The sequence below is a fragment of the Actinocrinis sp. genome (assembly GCF_035653575.1).
Taxonomy (GTDB): domain Bacteria; phylum Actinomycetota; class Actinomycetes; order Streptomycetales; family Catenulisporaceae; genus Actinocrinis.
The window spans coordinates 1-15,561 of record NZ_DASRBQ010000158.1 but is presented as its reverse complement, the minus strand read 5'-3'; the positions used below and the strand labels follow the sequence as shown (position 1 = coordinate 15,561).

The 15,561-nt window shown below is 69.1% G+C and carries 14 protein-coding genes; 10 read left to right on the top strand and 4 right to left on the bottom strand.

Annotated elements, in window-relative coordinates; genetic code table 11:
- From VFA06_RS21435 to VFA06_RS21420, 4 genes are all read right to left on the bottom strand, one after another.
- Positions 1 to 550: sortase domain-bontaining protein (locus VFA06_RS21435; protein ID WP_324842456.1), on the bottom strand; the 550-nt coding region annotated here is incomplete at its 3' end.
- 15 nt (positions 551 to 565) lie between these two features.
- Positions 566 to 1,414, bottom strand: coding sequence for a DUF4397 domain-containing protein (locus tag VFA06_RS21430; protein WP_324842455.1), 849 nt, complete (start codon positions 1,412 to 1,414; stop codon positions 566 to 568).
- Between the two features lie 195 nt (positions 1,415 to 1,609).
- Positions 1,610 to 2,497 (bottom strand): ABC transporter permease subunit, encoded by an 888-nt coding sequence (locus VFA06_RS21425; protein WP_324842454.1) that lies wholly within the window; start codon positions 2,495 to 2,497, stop codon positions 1,610 to 1,612.
- The gene (locus tag VFA06_RS21420; protein WP_324842453.1) at positions 2,494 to 3,465 is read right to left on the bottom strand and encodes an ABC transporter ATP-binding protein; all 972 of its coding nucleotides are present in this window, start codon (positions 3,463 to 3,465) and stop codon (positions 2,494 to 2,496) included. Before VFA06_RS21420 ends, VFA06_RS21425 begins: the two co-directional genes overlap by 4 nt.
- A gap of 233 nt (positions 3,466 to 3,698) precedes the next feature.
- On the opposite strand from VFA06_RS21420, the gene VFA06_RS21415 reads away from it, so the two are divergent.
- The 10 genes from VFA06_RS21415 to VFA06_RS21370 form a co-directional block, all read left to right on the top strand.
- Positions 3,699 to 5,078 carry a histidine kinase gene (locus VFA06_RS21415; RefSeq protein ID WP_324842452.1) on the top strand — a complete coding sequence of 460 codons (1,380 nt, stop codon included), beginning with the start codon at positions 3,699 to 3,701 and terminating at the stop codon, positions 5,076 to 5,078.
- Positions 5,075 to 5,806, top strand: a complete 732-nt coding sequence (locus tag VFA06_RS21410; RefSeq protein ID WP_324842451.1) for a response regulator transcription factor — start codon at positions 5,075 to 5,077, stop codon at positions 5,804 to 5,806. Before VFA06_RS21415 ends, VFA06_RS21410 begins: the two co-directional genes overlap by 4 nt.
- A gap of 166 nt (positions 5,807 to 5,972) precedes the next feature.
- Positions 5,973 to 6,401: a CBS domain-containing protein gene (locus VFA06_RS21405; protein ID WP_324842450.1), complete on the top strand. Its 429-nt coding sequence runs from the start codon at positions 5,973 to 5,975 to the stop codon at positions 6,399 to 6,401.
- 292 nt (positions 6,402 to 6,693) lie between these two features.
- Positions 6,694 to 7,794 (top strand): ROK family protein, encoded by a 1,101-nt coding sequence (locus tag VFA06_RS21400; protein WP_324842449.1) that lies wholly within the window; start codon positions 6,694 to 6,696, stop codon positions 7,792 to 7,794.
- 4 nt (positions 7,795 to 7,798) lie between these two features.
- Positions 7,799 to 9,502: an ABC transporter substrate-binding protein gene (locus VFA06_RS21395; RefSeq protein WP_324842448.1), complete on the top strand. Its 1,704-nt coding sequence runs from the start codon at positions 7,799 to 7,801 to the stop codon at positions 9,500 to 9,502.
- Between the two features lie 72 nt (positions 9,503 to 9,574).
- Positions 9,575 to 10,564 carry an ABC transporter permease gene (locus tag VFA06_RS21390; protein ID WP_324842447.1) on the top strand — a complete coding sequence of 330 codons (990 nt, stop codon included), beginning with the start codon at positions 9,575 to 9,577 and terminating at the stop codon, positions 10,562 to 10,564.
- Between the two features lie 6 nt (positions 10,565 to 10,570).
- Positions 10,571 to 12,625, top strand: coding sequence for a dipeptide/oligopeptide/nickel ABC transporter permease/ATP-binding protein (locus tag VFA06_RS21385; RefSeq protein ID WP_324842446.1), 2,055 nt, complete (start codon positions 10,571 to 10,573; stop codon positions 12,623 to 12,625).
- Positions 12,622 to 13,647: an ABC transporter ATP-binding protein gene (locus VFA06_RS21380; RefSeq protein WP_324842445.1), complete on the top strand. Its 1,026-nt coding sequence runs from the start codon at positions 12,622 to 12,624 to the stop codon at positions 13,645 to 13,647. The genes VFA06_RS21385 and VFA06_RS21380 overlap by 4 nt, the downstream gene beginning before the upstream one ends.
- A gap of 90 nt (positions 13,648 to 13,737) precedes the next feature.
- Positions 13,738 to 14,313, top strand: coding sequence for a DUF1707 domain-containing protein (locus VFA06_RS21375; protein ID WP_324842444.1), 576 nt, complete (start codon positions 13,738 to 13,740; stop codon positions 14,311 to 14,313).
- Positions 14,314 to 14,457: 144 nt separating this feature from the next.
- On the top strand, positions 14,458 to 15,561 hold a 1,104-nt coding region (locus tag VFA06_RS21370), incomplete at its 3' end, for a glycosyl hydrolase 2 galactose-binding domain-containing protein (protein WP_414639942.1).

Genomic DNA, 15,561 nt, shown 5'->3' with positions numbered 1-15,561 from the left:
TCTTCGGGTAGTGCTTCACCAGCATGACCTGGAACGTCACGCTTTGGCCGGAGCTGAGCCCGACGGTGATCCGGTCGCCCGGATTGAGCTCCTTGACGTCGAAGAAGACCGCCGGGCCGTTGAAGGAGTCGACGTGTCCTGCGATCACTGCGGGGCCGTCCTGGCCGGGGACCGGGCTGCCGGTGTACCAGCCGGCCTCGGTGAGGTTCGTCGGCGGCTGTAGCGCGCCGGAGCCGTCGAGGCCGAGCGTTTGCAGCGTGGTGTGCACGTTGATCACCGGGATGTCGATTGAGACCGGACGCGCGTCGGCGGTCGGCGAGCTGCTCGCGCTCGCGATCGCGTCGTCGCCGGTGGGGGACGCGATCGGTACCACCACGGGCGCGGGGGGCTTCGCCGCCGGGGCGGAGGAGGTGGTGCCTCGCGCGATGGCGGCCGTCACGCCGACGATTGCGGCCACTCCGAGGGCGGCGACGGCGACGCGTCCCAGTGAGGGCCGCCCGTCTTTCATGAACCACTGGTGCGGCCTGGCGTGCTTCGGTTGCCATCTCATCGCGCGCTCATTCGGTCACCGGGTCCGCCGTCTTGCCGCGAAGGCCACGGCGGCGACCCCGGCTGCGGCGAGGACTATCCACAGCGCCGGGACTGTCTGTGCGCCGCTCCCACCTGCCCCCGCCTTTTTGGCCGTGCCGCCGAAGCCGGTGCTCACTCCGCCCTTCGGCATCGCGCTCATCCCGCTCGCGTCGTTGACCACGAGCACGCGCGCGACGTCCTCCGTTCCATCCAAGATCACAACGCTGTACGTGCTGTTCGCGGCCAGGTCGGTGGAAACCGTCTGCGTCGTGGCGCCCTTGGTCGTCACGACTAGGGCGCTCATTCCCGGAGCGACCGACTGGTAGGGCGAAGCACCCGGCGAACGCAGGTTGGCCGCCAAGCTCTGCGTGCCCAACAAAACCGACGCGGTGGGGCTTTGTCGGGACGCCTCGATGACGCGTATGCCTGCCATTCCAGTGGGCGCCGCGAGCTCATCGTTGAGGACCTGGAGCTTGACCGTGCCCGTCCCGAAGGCCGCGACCGTGTACGCCTGTCCTACCGCCACGGTCAGCTGGGTCGTGGCCAGAGGGTTCGAAGTCGCTGCGCTGCCCGCCCTGCGCATCGCGACCGTGTAGGCGCCTGGTGCGACGGGTTGGTACTGCGACATCGTTCCGTACGTCGCGTGCGTCATGACCGGTTGCGTGCCCTGTGTGCCCTGCGTGCCTGCGTTGGCGGAGGGGGAAAGGTATCCGTCGACCGGGGTCATCGTCGGTGAGAGCTGCGCGAGCCTGACCCAACCCACCGTGGACGTGTCGTCCGCGTTCGCCGCGACTGGGTGCGCGGCGATGGTGACACAGGCGAGCATGGCAGCGCTGGCGACCATCGATGCTCTATGTAGTCGGGTGCGCACCGGGTGGCTCCTTGGGCGGCCGTGGATGACCTGGCCCCCGCCTCGCGGACGAAGTGGCGAAGGACCGACTCTGCATCGGTCCCTCGGGTTCGTCGCGAGCCATGCCACAGATTGTCATTCAGGCTGACTTATGGGAAGAGTTCGGCCGTGGCCAGCGGCCTTAAGTCATCATGCGTCGCGTTTCCGCAGGACATAGTGTGCGAACGCGAGCAGCACGACAGGGTAGGCGACGATCACCACGAACGACCACGGCCGGGATAGATCGTTGGCGTGCGGTTGCTGCGCGATCAGCTGCCCGATGCAGTCCGTGGGCAGGAACTTGCCGATCCGATCGCCCCACGGCGCGGGGAAGGCCGAAACCACGCCGGGCAGGATGAACACGAGCCCGAACACCGCGCAGATGGCCCAGGCCGTATGCCGCAGCAGGGCCCCGAACGCCAGTCCGATCAGCGCCAGCACCGCGAGGTAGAAGCCCGCGACGAGCACCGCGCGCAGTGCTCCCGGCGAGCCGATCGACAAGCCGTCGCCGACCCCGTGCATGATCGCCTGGACCGGGAAGAACGCGGCGAACGCCAGGATCTCTCCGCACATCAGCGTGAAGGCGCCGATCATCACGGTCTTCGCCGCGAGCACCGCCCGCCGCTGCGGCGTGGCGGCGAAGGTGGTGCGAATCAGGCCACTGGCATACTCGGAGCTGATCACGAGCACCCCGAGCACGCCCATGACCAGCTGGCCGAATTGGAAGCCGTCGAAACTCGAAGCGAGCGCGTCGAAGTGGAAGTCAGGGTGCTTACTGAGGTTGACCCAATTGGACCGGACGTTCTGGGCGATCAGGATGCCGACCAGGATCGACGGCACGGCCGCGCACACCACCGCCCAGTACGTGCTTTGCACCGAACGGAACTTGATCCACTCGGCGGCGAGCAGGTCCAGGAACCGGGCCGCCGGGCCGCCGAGGGGCGAATTCGAGCCCTCATCCGAGGGGAGACCGGCTCCGATCCCCGTGCCCGCGCCCGCTCCGTTGCCCGTGGCTTCTGCTGAGGTGACGATGCTCATCGCGCCCCTCCCGTCGTCGCTTGTGCGTCCACTACCTCTGCGGAGCCATCGCGCCCGCTCGACGCGCGGTACTCGACGCTTTCCTCGGTCAATTCCATGAACACCTCTTCGAGAGAGGCGCGATCCGCTCGCAGCTCGTGGATCGCCAACCCGTGCGCGGCCGCCACATCGCCGATGCGCTCCTGCGTCACGCCGGTCACCGCGAGCATCCCGTGCTCGGCCTGTTCCACCTGCTCGACCTGCGCGCCCTCCGCCACCAGCAGCCGGGCCAGGCCGCCGCCATACGGCGTGCGCACCAGAATCCGGCCGGCCGAACCGGCCTCGACGAACTCCTCGACCCCGGTGTCCGCGATCAACCGGCCCCGGCCGATCACCACCAGATGGTCCGCGGTCTGCGCCATCTCGCTGAGCAGATGGCTGGAGACGAGCACCGTGCGGCCTTCCGCGGCCAGCGACCGGAACAGCCCGCGCACCCAGCGCACACCCTGCGGATCCAGGCCGTTGACCGGCTCGTCGAACATGAGCACCTGCGGATCGCCGAGCAGCGCCGCCGCGATGCCGAGGCGCTGCTTCATGCCGAGCGAGAAGCCCCCGACGTGCTTCGAGGCCACCTCGGTCAAGCCGACCTGTTCCAGCACGGCGTCGACGCGTCCGCGCCGCATCCCGTTGCTGCGGGCCAGCGACTCCAGATGCGCGCGTGCGCTGCGGCCCCCGTGCACCGCCGTCGCATCGAGGAGCGCACCGACGCGATAGAGCGGCCGCTTGAACTCGTTGTATCGGCGGCCGTCGATGGTGACCTCGCCCCGGTCCGGTTCGTCGAGACCGAGAATCATGCGCATCGTGGTGCTCTTCCCCGCGCCGTTCGGGCCGAGGAAACCGGTGACCATGCCCGGTCGCACGGTGAAGGAAAGGCCGTCCACCGCGAGCTTTCCCCCGTAGCGTTTGCTCACGTCCTTGATCTCGATCACATGGAACTCCCCGGATTCGGGACCTCGGCGGCCTGCCGGGTCCGCTGCGTTGCTGACCAGGCCAGCGTCCCGGCAGGTGCTCCGTACGTCGTCGGCCCGGCGTATCGATCCGTGATCGAGCCGTGAGCAGTACGCGCGGCACGGCGGCGCCCCCGCTTACGCCCTCGGGATGAGCTGCCGCGGTACATCTGCGGGACGATGCGCAGGCAGCGCGTGCGCACTACGGTCAGGGCGTGAAACTCTCCGCGATCGAGTGGCGGCGCGTGTCGCCGTATGTCGTGGACGCGGCGGCCGGTTTCGTGCTCAACCTGCTGCTGATCAGGTCGGCGCTCTCACCGCTCTTTCCGCGGGCGGTGCAGATGCCCATGGCGGTCGGCGCCGTTGCGGCCGTGCTCTCAGGCGTCGCAATCGCGTTGCGCCGGCTCGCCCCGCTCTCCATGCTCGCGTTGTCCTTCGTCGCCTGCGTGGTCTCGTACCTGGGCGGCTTCCAGCGCGACCCCTTCGTCGCGGTCGGGCTCGCGCTGTACATCGTCGCCGCCGTGCGTCCGAAGCGGGTCTCGCTCAGCGCGCTGCTCGGGTTGATCTTCATGCTGCTGCTGACCTTCGGCGGGGCTCCGGCTCGGCCGATGCTCGAGAACCCCAAGCAGCAGCAGTGGGTCTTTCTCGCGCAGTCGGTGTCGCCCGCGGCCGTGCTCTGTGCCGCTTGGGCGATCGGTTTCGCGGTGCGCAGGCAGCGGGCGTACGTCGAGGCGGTCCGGGTGCAGGCGCAGGACCAGGTGCGGGCACAGCACGAACTGGCCTGGCGCACGGTGACCGAGGAGCGGCTGCGCATCGCCCGCGAGCTACACGACGTGGTCGCGCACAGCATGAGCGTGATCACCGTGCAGGCGGGAGTCGGTGGTCACGTCCTCGACACGCAACCGGAGCAGGCACGCTCGGCGCTGGCGGTGATCGAGACGACCGGCCGGGAGGCGCTCGCCGAGTTGCGGCAGCTCCTCGGAGTGCTGCGCGAGGACGCTGGAGAGGCGGTACGCGCCCCGGCGCCGCGTATCGCAGACCTCGACGAGATGATCCGCCGGGTACGGCAGGCAGGCACGGCCGTGGATGTGGACATCCGCGGAACGCAGCGGGCGCTGCCCGGGGGAGTGGAGTTGTCGGCGTATCGAATCGTGCAGGAAGCGCTGACCAATGTGGTGAAACACGCGCGCACCGATCGGTGCCGGATCCGCCTCGGCTATGCGGCCGACGCGCTGACCATCGAGGTCACGGACGACGGAGTCGGCGCCGGGGCGCGCGCGTCTGATCAGAACACTGTCACGGACCCCGACGCGCCGGCTGGCCGCGGCCACGGCCTCATCGGCATGCGCGAACGCGCGGCGCTGCACGGCGGCCGATTCGAGGCCGGGCCGTTGCCGCTGCGTGGATTCCGGGTCGCGGCCAGCCTGCCGGTGGATCGCGGCCGGTGGACGGAGCCGGAACTACCGCCGGAAACTGGCCGGCTGCCTGAGCCAGGCCGACAGCCTGAGCCCGGCCATCTGCCCGAGCCAAGCCGACTGCCCGAGCCAGGCCGCCGGTCCGAACCCGGCCTGCTGCTGGAAGGCGGAAGCGCATGATCAGAGTGCTGATCGCGGACGATCAGGCCCTGGTGCGCGGCGCGTTCGAGGTGCTGGTGAACTCCGCGCCGGGCATGACGGTGGTCGGCGCGGCGGCGGACGGGGTCGAGGCGGTCGAGCTGGCGCTGCGGGAGGCGCCGGACGTGGTGCTGATGGACGTGCGCATGCCGAAGCTCGACGGGATCGAGGCCACCCGCCGGATCATCGCCGCTTCCCGCAAGAGCGCCCAGCCCGACGCCGCCGGCGATTCCGACTGCGCCGAATCAAGGTCGTGCGGTGCTCGGGTCCTGATTCTGACCACCTTCGACCTCGACGAGTACGTATACGCGGCCCTGCGCGCCGGCGCGAGCGGATTCCTGCTCAAGGACACCGCTCCGGCTCAGCTGCTCGACGCGATCAGCGTCGTCGCCGCCGGGGAAGCGCTGCTCGCGCCCAGCGTCACCCGGCGCCTGATCGAGCAGTTCAGCCGCTCTCCGCAACCCTCCCGCGCGCCGCGCGTCTCGCTCGACGGGGTGACCGAGCGCGAACACGAGGTGCTGGCGCTGATCGGCCGCGGCCTGTCCAACGCCGAGATCGCCGAGCACCTGCATCTGGCCTCGCCGACGGTCAAGACCCATGTCAGCAGGCTGCTGATGAAGCTCGGCGCGCGCGATCGGGCGCAACTGGTGATCGTGGCGTACGAGAGCGGGCTGCTTGATCAGCAGCCGTTTCCGCACGCGCCGTCCTGAGGCGTCCTCGGCCGTCCTGAGCCGTCCCGTCCGCCCCGTCCGATGTGCCCTACTACCTCCCGTATACCTCCACTCGGGGAAACCTTTGCCTCAGGGGCTGGCGCCCGGCCGCTTTGTCGGTCACGGTGATAGGAACCCAGGCCGAACTCCAAAGGCGGAGGACACCATGAGGGTCCGAGACGTACTCGTGCACAAGGGCGGCGGCGTCGTCACCGTCCGGCCCGACGCCACCTGCCGCGACCTGCTCGCTTTGCTGGCCCAGCACAATATCGGCGCGGTCGTGGTCTCCCCGGACGGGATCACGGTCGCCGGCATCGTCTCCGAGCGCGACGTGGTGCGCCGCCTGCACGACCGGGGCGCCGCGATCCTGGACGCGCCCGTTGAGCAGATAGCCACGCTGGAAGTGAAGACCTGCCACCCTGAGGACTCGCTGGACGAACTGCGCGAGACGATGACCATGCGCCGGTTCCGGCACATCCCCGTGGTCTCCCAGAACCGCCTCGTCGGCATCGTCAGCATCGGCGACGTGGTCAAGAGCACCATCAGCCAACTCGAGGACGAGAAGCAGCACCTGATCGACTACCTGCAGGGTTGACCTCCCGCCGGATCCGCGACCCGCTGCGCCGCACCCCCTGAGCGAATTCAGGCGGTGCGGCGCAGCCGTGTTCCGAAGCCCTCCGCGGCCCTGTCCCGTGCCCGGCTCTCGACCGGCTCACCTGCTACCGCCGGCGCCGGAACGCCGGATGCGCACCGCGACCCGAGAACGTTGCGCAGCCGTTATTGATCATTTACGCCTGGCCATTGCGTGCCGCCCGCATATAGTTTAACTTCCTTACAAATTCGCGGCCGGGCTCGGCCGCGGGGCAGCCGGAACTCGGGAGCCGCGCGTGGACGCACCACCGGTCGTGCTGGGGCTGGACTTCGGCGGCACCAAGACCGCCCTGGCCGTGGCGCAAACGGACGGAACCCGGCTGGGCTCGGCCACCCGGGACACCCTGGCCGGGCTCGGCGCCGCCGCCAGCCTCGCCGGGGCGATCCAGGCCGCACGCGAACTGCTGGACACCGTGGCTCCCGGCCGTCCGCTGGCCGCCGTGGGCGTGGCGACCATCGGCATCCCCGGTGAGGACGGTGTCGCGCTCGCCCCGAACATCCCCGGCTGGGACAACCTGGCCCTCGGCCGGGAACTGCGCGAGGCCTTCCCCGGCGCGCGGATCCGGCTGGCCACCGACGTGAAGGCGGCGGCGCGGGTCGAGGCCGAATCGGGCGCGCTGGCCGGCTGCGATCCGGCGATCTACCTCAACCTTGGCACCGGGCTCGCGGTCGCGATCGTGGCCAACGGCTCGGTGATCGACGGCCGCAACGGCGCCTCCGGGGAGATCGGCTACAACCTGCGCCGGCTCGACGACGTGGGCCTCGGCGCCGCGCAGCGCGTCCCGCTCGAGGACGCCGTCAGCGGCAAAGCCCTGATGATCGAGGCCGCGGCCCTGCTGCCGGGGAACGGCGGAAGCGGTGCCCACGAGGACGTCGGGGCGCTCGCCGCCGAGTTCTTCGCCCGCGCCGAGGCGGCCAGGTCGCACGGCGCCGATCCCAAGCCGGCCCGGCTGGTCGACCGCTTCGTCGCAGAGCTCTCCTTCCATCTGGTCAACCTGGCGATCGCGGTGGACCCGGTGCGGATCGCGGTCGGCGGCGGACTGGTGCGCTCCTGGGCGCCGATCCGCGACGGGCTGCGCCGAGCGCTGGACGCCGCGGTGCCTTATCCGCCCGAACTGGTCCGCGCCGCGTACCCCTACGACGCACCGCTGCTCGGCGCGCTCACCCTGGCCCTCGCCGCCGCACGGGACGGCGACGGCAAGGGCGAATCAGGATCCGACGACACGCTCAGCGGTACCACGCTCCTCGATGGCATCCCCCACGACGGCACGCTTCCCAAGAGCGCGCTCCCCGACGACTCGGCCCCGGCGGCACAAAGACTTTCACGAAGGGATTAGCAGGATGACAAGACGCTCTGCCCGGCTGCTCGCCGCCGCCGCGGCGATCTGCCTGACTGCCAGCGCGTGTTCGAGCACGCAGCACCGCGGCGGTTCCACCTCCGCCTCCACCAGCGCGGGCGCCTCGGACAACGGCCCGCACAAGAAGGGCGGCACGGTCACCATCTCCAACGAGCAGGGCCAGACCTGGACCTGCAACTTCAACCCGTTCAACCCGGCCGCGTACCTGGAGTCCAACGGCTTCGTCTACGAGCCGCTGATCTTCGTGGACGAACTCAACAACCAGGCCGAAACCCCGATGCTGGCCACCTCCTACCAGTGGAACGCGGACAAGACCTCGATCGTCTTCACCATCCGCGACGGAGTGAAGTGGAACGACGGCCAGCCGTTCAGCGCCGACGACGTGGCGTTCACCTTCAACCTGATGAAGCAGGTCCCTGCGACGGACCTCTATGCGCTGTGGACGGCGGCCGGACTGCAGAGCGCCACCGCCTCCGGGAACAAGGTCACGCTGACCTTCAAGCAGCCCGCGCAGCCGTACTTCTACTTCTTCGCCGACCAGGTCACGATCGTGCCGAAGCACATCTTCTCGGCCGGCGACGCGGCCGCGCACCCGGACACGTGGAAGGACGCGAACCCGGTGGGCACCGGGCCGTTCATGGTCAACCCGTGCACGCCGAACAACATCCAGTACACCGCGAACCCGAATTACTGGCAGACCGGCAAGCCCTACATCCAGAAGGTCGAATACCCGGCCTACCTGGACAACGGCCCGGCGAACCTCGACCTGGCCAGCGGCAAGGCGCAGTGGGGCAGCCAGTTCATCCCCGGCATCCAGCAGTTCTACCTGAACAAGTCCGCCGACAACCACACCTGGTCGCCGCCGGTACTCAACGTCTCGCTGTACCCGAACCTCGACCCCTCGCACAAGGCCACCAGCACGCTCGCCGTGCGGCAGGCCATCGCCGCCGCGATCGACCGTTCGCAGGTCTCTTCGATCGGCGAAGGCGGCCAGGAGCCGCCGGCCAACCAGAGTGGCGTGGTGCTGCCGACCTTCCAGAAGTACTACGACCCCTCCGTGGTCTCCTCGGCCGGATACGACAAGCCGGACGCCGCGAAGGCGGCGCAGCTGCTCTCCAGCGCCGGATACTCGCCCTCGCACCCGCTGAACCTGACCGTCATCACCATCACCGGCTACACCGACTGGGACGCCTCGCTGGCGGTGATCAAGCAGGAGCTCGCGCCGATCGGCATCAACCTCTCGGTCAGCGACCTGGCGCAGCAGACCTTTGACACGAAGCTGTTCACCGGCGACTACGACCTGGCCTACTACGGCCAGCTGACCGGCGGCCCAACACCGTACTACGAGCTGCGCGAGATCCTCGACTCGGCGAACACCGCGCCGATCGGCCAGAGCGCCAACAGCAACTACGAGCGCTACAAGAACCCGGCCGTGGACGCGCTGTTCAACCAGTACGCCACCGCGGACGACGCGACCCAGGTCTCGCTGATCAAGCAGGTCGAGTCGTACATGGTCAAGGACGTCCCGATCATCCCGGTGACCGAGTCAGTGGACTGGTTCCAGTACAACACCGCGGACATCGGCGGCTGGCCCACGCAGGACGACCCCTACGCCCAGCCCGCCGCATTCAACTTCCCCGACGCCGGTCAGGTGCTGCTGCACCTGTACTCGAAGTCGGCTCAGTAGCCGCGAGCGGCACCACTCTTCCCGCCGGGCCGTCTGGGCCGGCCCGGCGGGAAGCGGGAGGAGCGAACCGAAGTGAAACACGTCCTGCGGCGCGGCGGGTTCTTCCTGCTCACCTTGTGGGCGGCGCTGACGCTGAACTTCTTCATCCCCCGGTTCATGCCGGGCGATCCGGTCAACGCGCTGCGCGACCGCACCCGCGGCAAGGTGTCCGAGGCGACGCTTCAGCAGATGCTCAGCTCCTTCGGGTTCAAGCCGAACCAGAACCTCGGGACGCAGTACCTTGATTACCTCGGCAACATGCTCACCGGGCACTGGGGCCTTTCCATCGGCCAGGCGCTCGGCGAGCCGGTGACCACGATCATCGGCCAGGCGCTGCCGTGGACGCTCGGCCTGGTCGGGATCACCACGGTGCTGGCCTTCGCGCTCGGCACGCTGATCGGCATCGTGGCCGGCTGGCGGCGCGGCGGGCGGCTCGACGCGATCCTGCCGCCGCTGTTCGTGGTCACCTCGGCATTGCCGTACTTCTGGGTGGCGCTGCTGCTGATCCTGATGTTCTCGGTGTGGACCAACGGGCTGCTGCCCAGCGACTTCAACTACGACACCAGCCTGGTGCCCGGCTTCTCGCCCGGCTTCATCGGCAGCGTGCTGCAACACGCGGTGCTGCCGGCCGCGACCCTGCTGATCACCTCGATCGGCGGCTGGATCCTGACCATGCGCAACAACATGATCACCACGCTGGCCGAGGACTACGTGCGGATGGGGCGCGCGAAGGGCCTGCCGACCCGCAAGGTCATGTACGGCTACGCGGCGCGCAACGCCTTCCTGCCGAACCTCTCCGGCTTCGCCATGTCGCTCGGATTCGTCATCTCCGGCGCGATCCTGATCGAGTACGTGTTCAACTATCCGGGCCTCGGCTACCTGCTCTACAGCGCGGTGCAGAACGTCGACTACCCGCTGATGCAGACCCTCTTCATGCTTTTCACGGTCGCCGTCCTGGTCGCGGTGCTCATCTGCGATCTGGCGACCGCCTGGCTCGATCCGCGCGTGCGGGCGAAGGAGTAGCGGCCGATGACCGTGTTGCAGGGCACTGCCGCAGCCACGCCGAGGCCGCGCCGCTCGGGCGGCGGATTCTGGCGGGCGCTGCGCGGAAACCGCAAGGCGATGGCCGGTTCGGTCATCCTGCTGATCTTCGTGGTGATCTCCGCCTTCCCCGGCCTGTTCACCTCGGTGCACGACCCGAACGCGCTGCAGTTCCCGCCGCGGCTCGGGCCGTCCACCGGGCACCTGCTCGGCACCACCGGGCTCGGTCAGGACATTTACACGCAGCTGATCTACGGCACCCGCCAGTCGCTCATCATCGCGGTCGTCGCGGGGTTCTTCGCCACGGTGCTCTCGGTGCTGATCGGGGTGTCCGCGGCGTATCTCGGCGGCATCATGGACGACCTGCTCTCCATGGTCACCAATGTGGCGCTGGTCATCCCGGCCTTCCCGCTGATCGTGATCCTGGCCAAGTACGCCGGGCACGGCTCGCTGACCGTGCTGCTGGTGGTCCTGGTCGTCACCGGCTGGGCCTATGGCGCGAACCAGATGCGCGCGCAGGCGCTCTCGCTGCGCAACCGCGACTTCCTCGAATCCGCCCGGGTGCGCGGCGAACGGCGCTCGTACATCATCGTGTTCGAAGTCCTGCCTACGATGACCTCGCTGATCGTGGCCAACTTCCTCGGCGCGGCGCTGTACTCGGTGCTCAGCGCCGCCGGCCTGCAGTTCCTCGGCCTCGGCGACCCGAACTCGTCGAGCTGGGGCACGATGCTCTACTGGGCGCAGAACCAGCAGGCGCTGCAGACCGGCGCCCCGCTCTGGTCGATCGCCCCGGGCCTGTGCGTCGCGCTGCTCGGCGTCGCCTTCGCGCTGATGAACTACGCCTTCGACGAACTGAGCAATCCGGCGCTGCGGCCGGTCAAGGCCAAGGAGCGCAAGGTACGCGCCGCCGTCGCCGCCAAGGCCTCGGCCGCGGCCGCGGCGGCCGAGGCAAGGGCCGAGGCTTCGCCGTCACCGGCCGACCCCGGGGGCCCGCCGGCACCGGACCTCGCCGACGCCGAATCCGCTGCCGACCCGGACGCTCCGCTGCTCCAAGTACGCGGCCTGACCGTCGAATACGCGACCGCCCGCGGCGCCTCGGTGGCCGTCGCGAAGGTCGACCTCGACGTGCGGCGCGGCGAATTCCTCGGCGTCGTCGGCGAGTCCGGCTGCGGCAAGTCCACCCTGCTGTTCGCGATCGCCCGGCTGCTGAGCGCGCCCGCCTCCACCACCGGCGGCAGCGTGACCTTCAAGGGACGCAACCTCGTCGCGATGACCGAGAAGCAACTCAATGTGCTGCGTTGGCGGGACTATTCGGTGGTCATGCAGAGCGCCATGAACGCGCTCAATCCCGTGCGCACCATCGGCGCGCAGTTCAAGGACGCGATCGAGGCGCATGCCGACTACAGCTCCGAACAGATCAAGCAGCGCAGCGTCGAGGTGCTGGAACTGGTCGGGATCGATCCGGTGCACCTCAAGAGCTACCCGCACCAGCTCTCCGGCGGCATGCGGCAGCGCGCGATGATCGCGATGGCGCTGCTGTTCACCCCGGACCTGGTCATCATGGACGAGCCCACCTCCGCCCTCGACGTGGTCGCGCAGCGCTCGCTCATGGTGCAGATCAAGGAGCTGCAACAGCTGCTCGGTTTCGCGGTCATCTTCGTCACCCACGACATGTCGCTGGTCAGCCGGTTCTCCGACCGCCTCGTGGTGATGTACGCCGGCCAGGTCGTCGAGGCCGGCCCGACACGCACCGTCTTCGACACTCCGGCACATCCGTACAGCAAGGGCCTGTTGGACGCGTTCCCGTCCATCCACGGCGAGCGCGTCGAGTTGAAGGGCATCCCAGGCAGCCCGCCCGATCTCGGCAACCCGCCGGCCGGCTGCCGCTTCCATCCGCGCTGTCCCGTCGTGCAGGATCGCTGTCGAAGTCAGGAGCCTGAGCTCTATCGGATCGGCGAGGCGGGCGAGGTCAGGGCGCGCTGCCTGCTGCTCACGTCCGACGACGAACCGCAGGCTTCCCGCTCGCTGGAGGTGAACTCGTGACTGAGCCGCTCATCGAGGCGCCGCTGATCCAGACGATCGGCCTCTCGCGGCATTTCAAGCTGGGCGGCGGCTTTTCGCGGCGTGCCCTGCACGCGGTCGACGACGTGGACCTGGAGATCAACCCGCGGGAGATCGTCGCCCTGGTCGGCGAGAGCGGCAGCGGCAAGTCGACCATCGCGCGGCTGCTCGCGCGGGTCTATCGGCCGACCGCCGGCGAGATCCGCTACCAGGGCAAGTCGCTGGCGACGGTGCGCGGGCGCAAGGCACAACTCGCCTATCGCAGCGACGTGCCGATGGTGTTCCAGGACCCCTTCAGCTCCCTGAATCCTGCCTACCGCGTGTCGCATGGCATTCTGCGCGGGCTCAAGCTGCATCGGCCGGAGCTGAGCCAGGCGCAGCGGCAGGAGGAGGCGGAGCGAGTGGTCGAGGCCGTCGGTCTGGTACCCGCCGCCGACATCCTGGGCCGCTATCCGTACGAGCTTTCCGGCGGCCAGCGCCAGCGCATCGGCTTCGCGCAGGCGCTGGCGTACAAACCCAAGCTGATCCTCGCCGACGAGCCGGTCTCGATGCTCGACATCTCCATCCGCATCGGGCTGCTCAACGTGATGGCGCGACTGCGGGAGACCGAGGGCGTCTCATTCCTCTACATCACGCACGACATCGCCAGCGCCCGGTACGTCTCGGACCGGCTGCTAGTCATGTACGGCGGTCACGTGGTCGAATCAGGGCCCACCGAGGCCGTGCTCTCTGACCCGAAGCACCCTTATACGAGCCTGCTGCTCTCGGCTGTCCCGGACCCGCGGGCCCCGCTCGGCGTCGACTCGCAGGCGGCGAAGTCGGAGCCGCCCGCGGTCATCGATCCCAAGCCGGGCTGCCGGTTCCGGGCCCGCTGCCCGCTGGCGATCGACGAATGCGCCTCGGTGACGCCCCGGCTGCGCGACCTCGGTCCAGGGCACCAGGCCGCCTGTCACGTCGCGACCGCGGACGCGCCGACGATCGAGCCTTCAGCAGCCGTGCGATAGCCGGCGCTGTCGCAGAAGGCTCTAGCGCAGAGGCTTTTTGCGCGCCGGCGGGCTGGATTCGCCGCGCTCGTGACGGCTAGCGTTGAAGCCATGTCGAGTGACTTGCCTGCGCCGGATCTCCGGGCGTCGCACCAGGACCGCGACCGTGTCGTGGAGTCGCTGCGCGTGGCCGCCGGCGACGGCCGCCTCACCGCGGAGGAACTCGACGCCCGCTTGGAGGCGGCGCTCTCGGCAAAGACGTTCGGCGAGCTGGCGGCGTTGACGGCCGATCTGCCGGCCGTGCAGCTGAGCACGCCAAGCGGGTCGGTGGCGAAGCCGAAGGACGTGCTGGTCGTCGAGCAGCGCGGCAGCAAGTTCGTGCGGGCTGGGCGCTGGACCGTGCCGCATCGCATCGAGCTGCGGCCGCGCCTGTGCGACGTCACGCTCGACTTCACCGAGGCGATGCTCACCGCGGACACGCTGCGCATCGAGATGGACATGCACTTCGGCAAGCTCTTCATCGTCAGCCGCCCCGGCATCGTCGTCGACACCGACGGGCTGACGCTCCAGTACTCCAAGGCGAAGCTGCTGAATGAGTGGTCTGATGACCGGCCGCGGCTTCGGATCGAGCTGGTCGGGACGCTCAGGCACGGCAAGTTGATCGAGCGCCGCCGCCGGCGGGCGTGATCGCTCCTCGCCTGCCGTGATCCCGCTTTCTTGACCGCGGGGATCGTTGACCCGGGCGCACCTCGGTTGTACCTTCATCTCGAAATGGGTAAGTAAGCTAACTTTACAAGATTGGCTGCTCCACACCCACCTTCGGGAGCGTGCATGATCGTTCGAGTGGCACGTCGTGGCAGGTTGTTCATCACGACCGCGGTGACCTTGGGCTTCGCGGCCGCGGCGGCATTGCAGAGCGGCGCTTCGGGAGCCACGCCGGCGCAGTCCGCCCGCCCGGGCTCCACCGGCCTCGCCTCCGCCGCCGTGCGGCATGCGTACCCTGATCCGCCGACCGGTTCGACCGCTGTCGCGAACCTTGGCGCGACCGGCGGCTGGAAGGTGCTCACCAGCGCGACGGCGACCCAGAGCGGAGCGCAGATCTCGACGCCAGGCTTCTCCACCTCCGGCTGGCTGAGCGTGGCCAACGACGGCGGCGGCGCGCCCGGAACCGAGATCAGCGCCCTGCTGCAGAACGGCACCTGCCCGAACGTCTTCTACTCGACCAACATGAAGTCCTGCTTCGGCCAGATGACGAAGGTCGGCGCGGACACGATCGCGCAGTTCTCAGTGCCCTGGTGGTACCGCACCGACTTCTCCGCCCCACCGAGCGGTCAGGACGCCAAGCTCATCGTCAACGGCGTGGTCGGCGCCGCGGACGTGTGGGTGAACGGGACGGAGGTCGCCACCTCGGCCACAGTCACCGGCGACTACGCGCGCAACGTCTTCGACATCACCGGCCTGCTGCGTTCGGGCACGAACTCGCTCGCCATGGAGCTGCACCCGAACAACCCGAGCACCATGCTGACCCTCGACAACGTCGACTGGAGCCAGATCCCGCCGGACAACAACACCGGCATCCAGTTCCCGGTGCAGCTGCAGACCGGCGGCCCGCTGGTGATCGGCAACGCGCACGTCAACCAGGACACCGCGGCGAACCTCAGCAGCAGCGCGCTGACCGTGAAGGCCGACGTGACCAACAGCTCTTCGTCTTCGCAGACGGGCACCGTGTCCGCCACGATCACCCCGCCCGGAGGTGGCACGCCGATCACCGTGGCCCAGTCGGTGACCGTGGCCGCGAAATCGACGCAGACGGTGACCTTCGCGCCCGCTGCCTATTCGAGCCTGACCCTCGCCAACCCGCGGATCTGGTGGCCGTACCAGCTCGGCGCGCAGCCGCTCTACACCCTCACGACCTCGGTGTCGCAGGGCTCGACG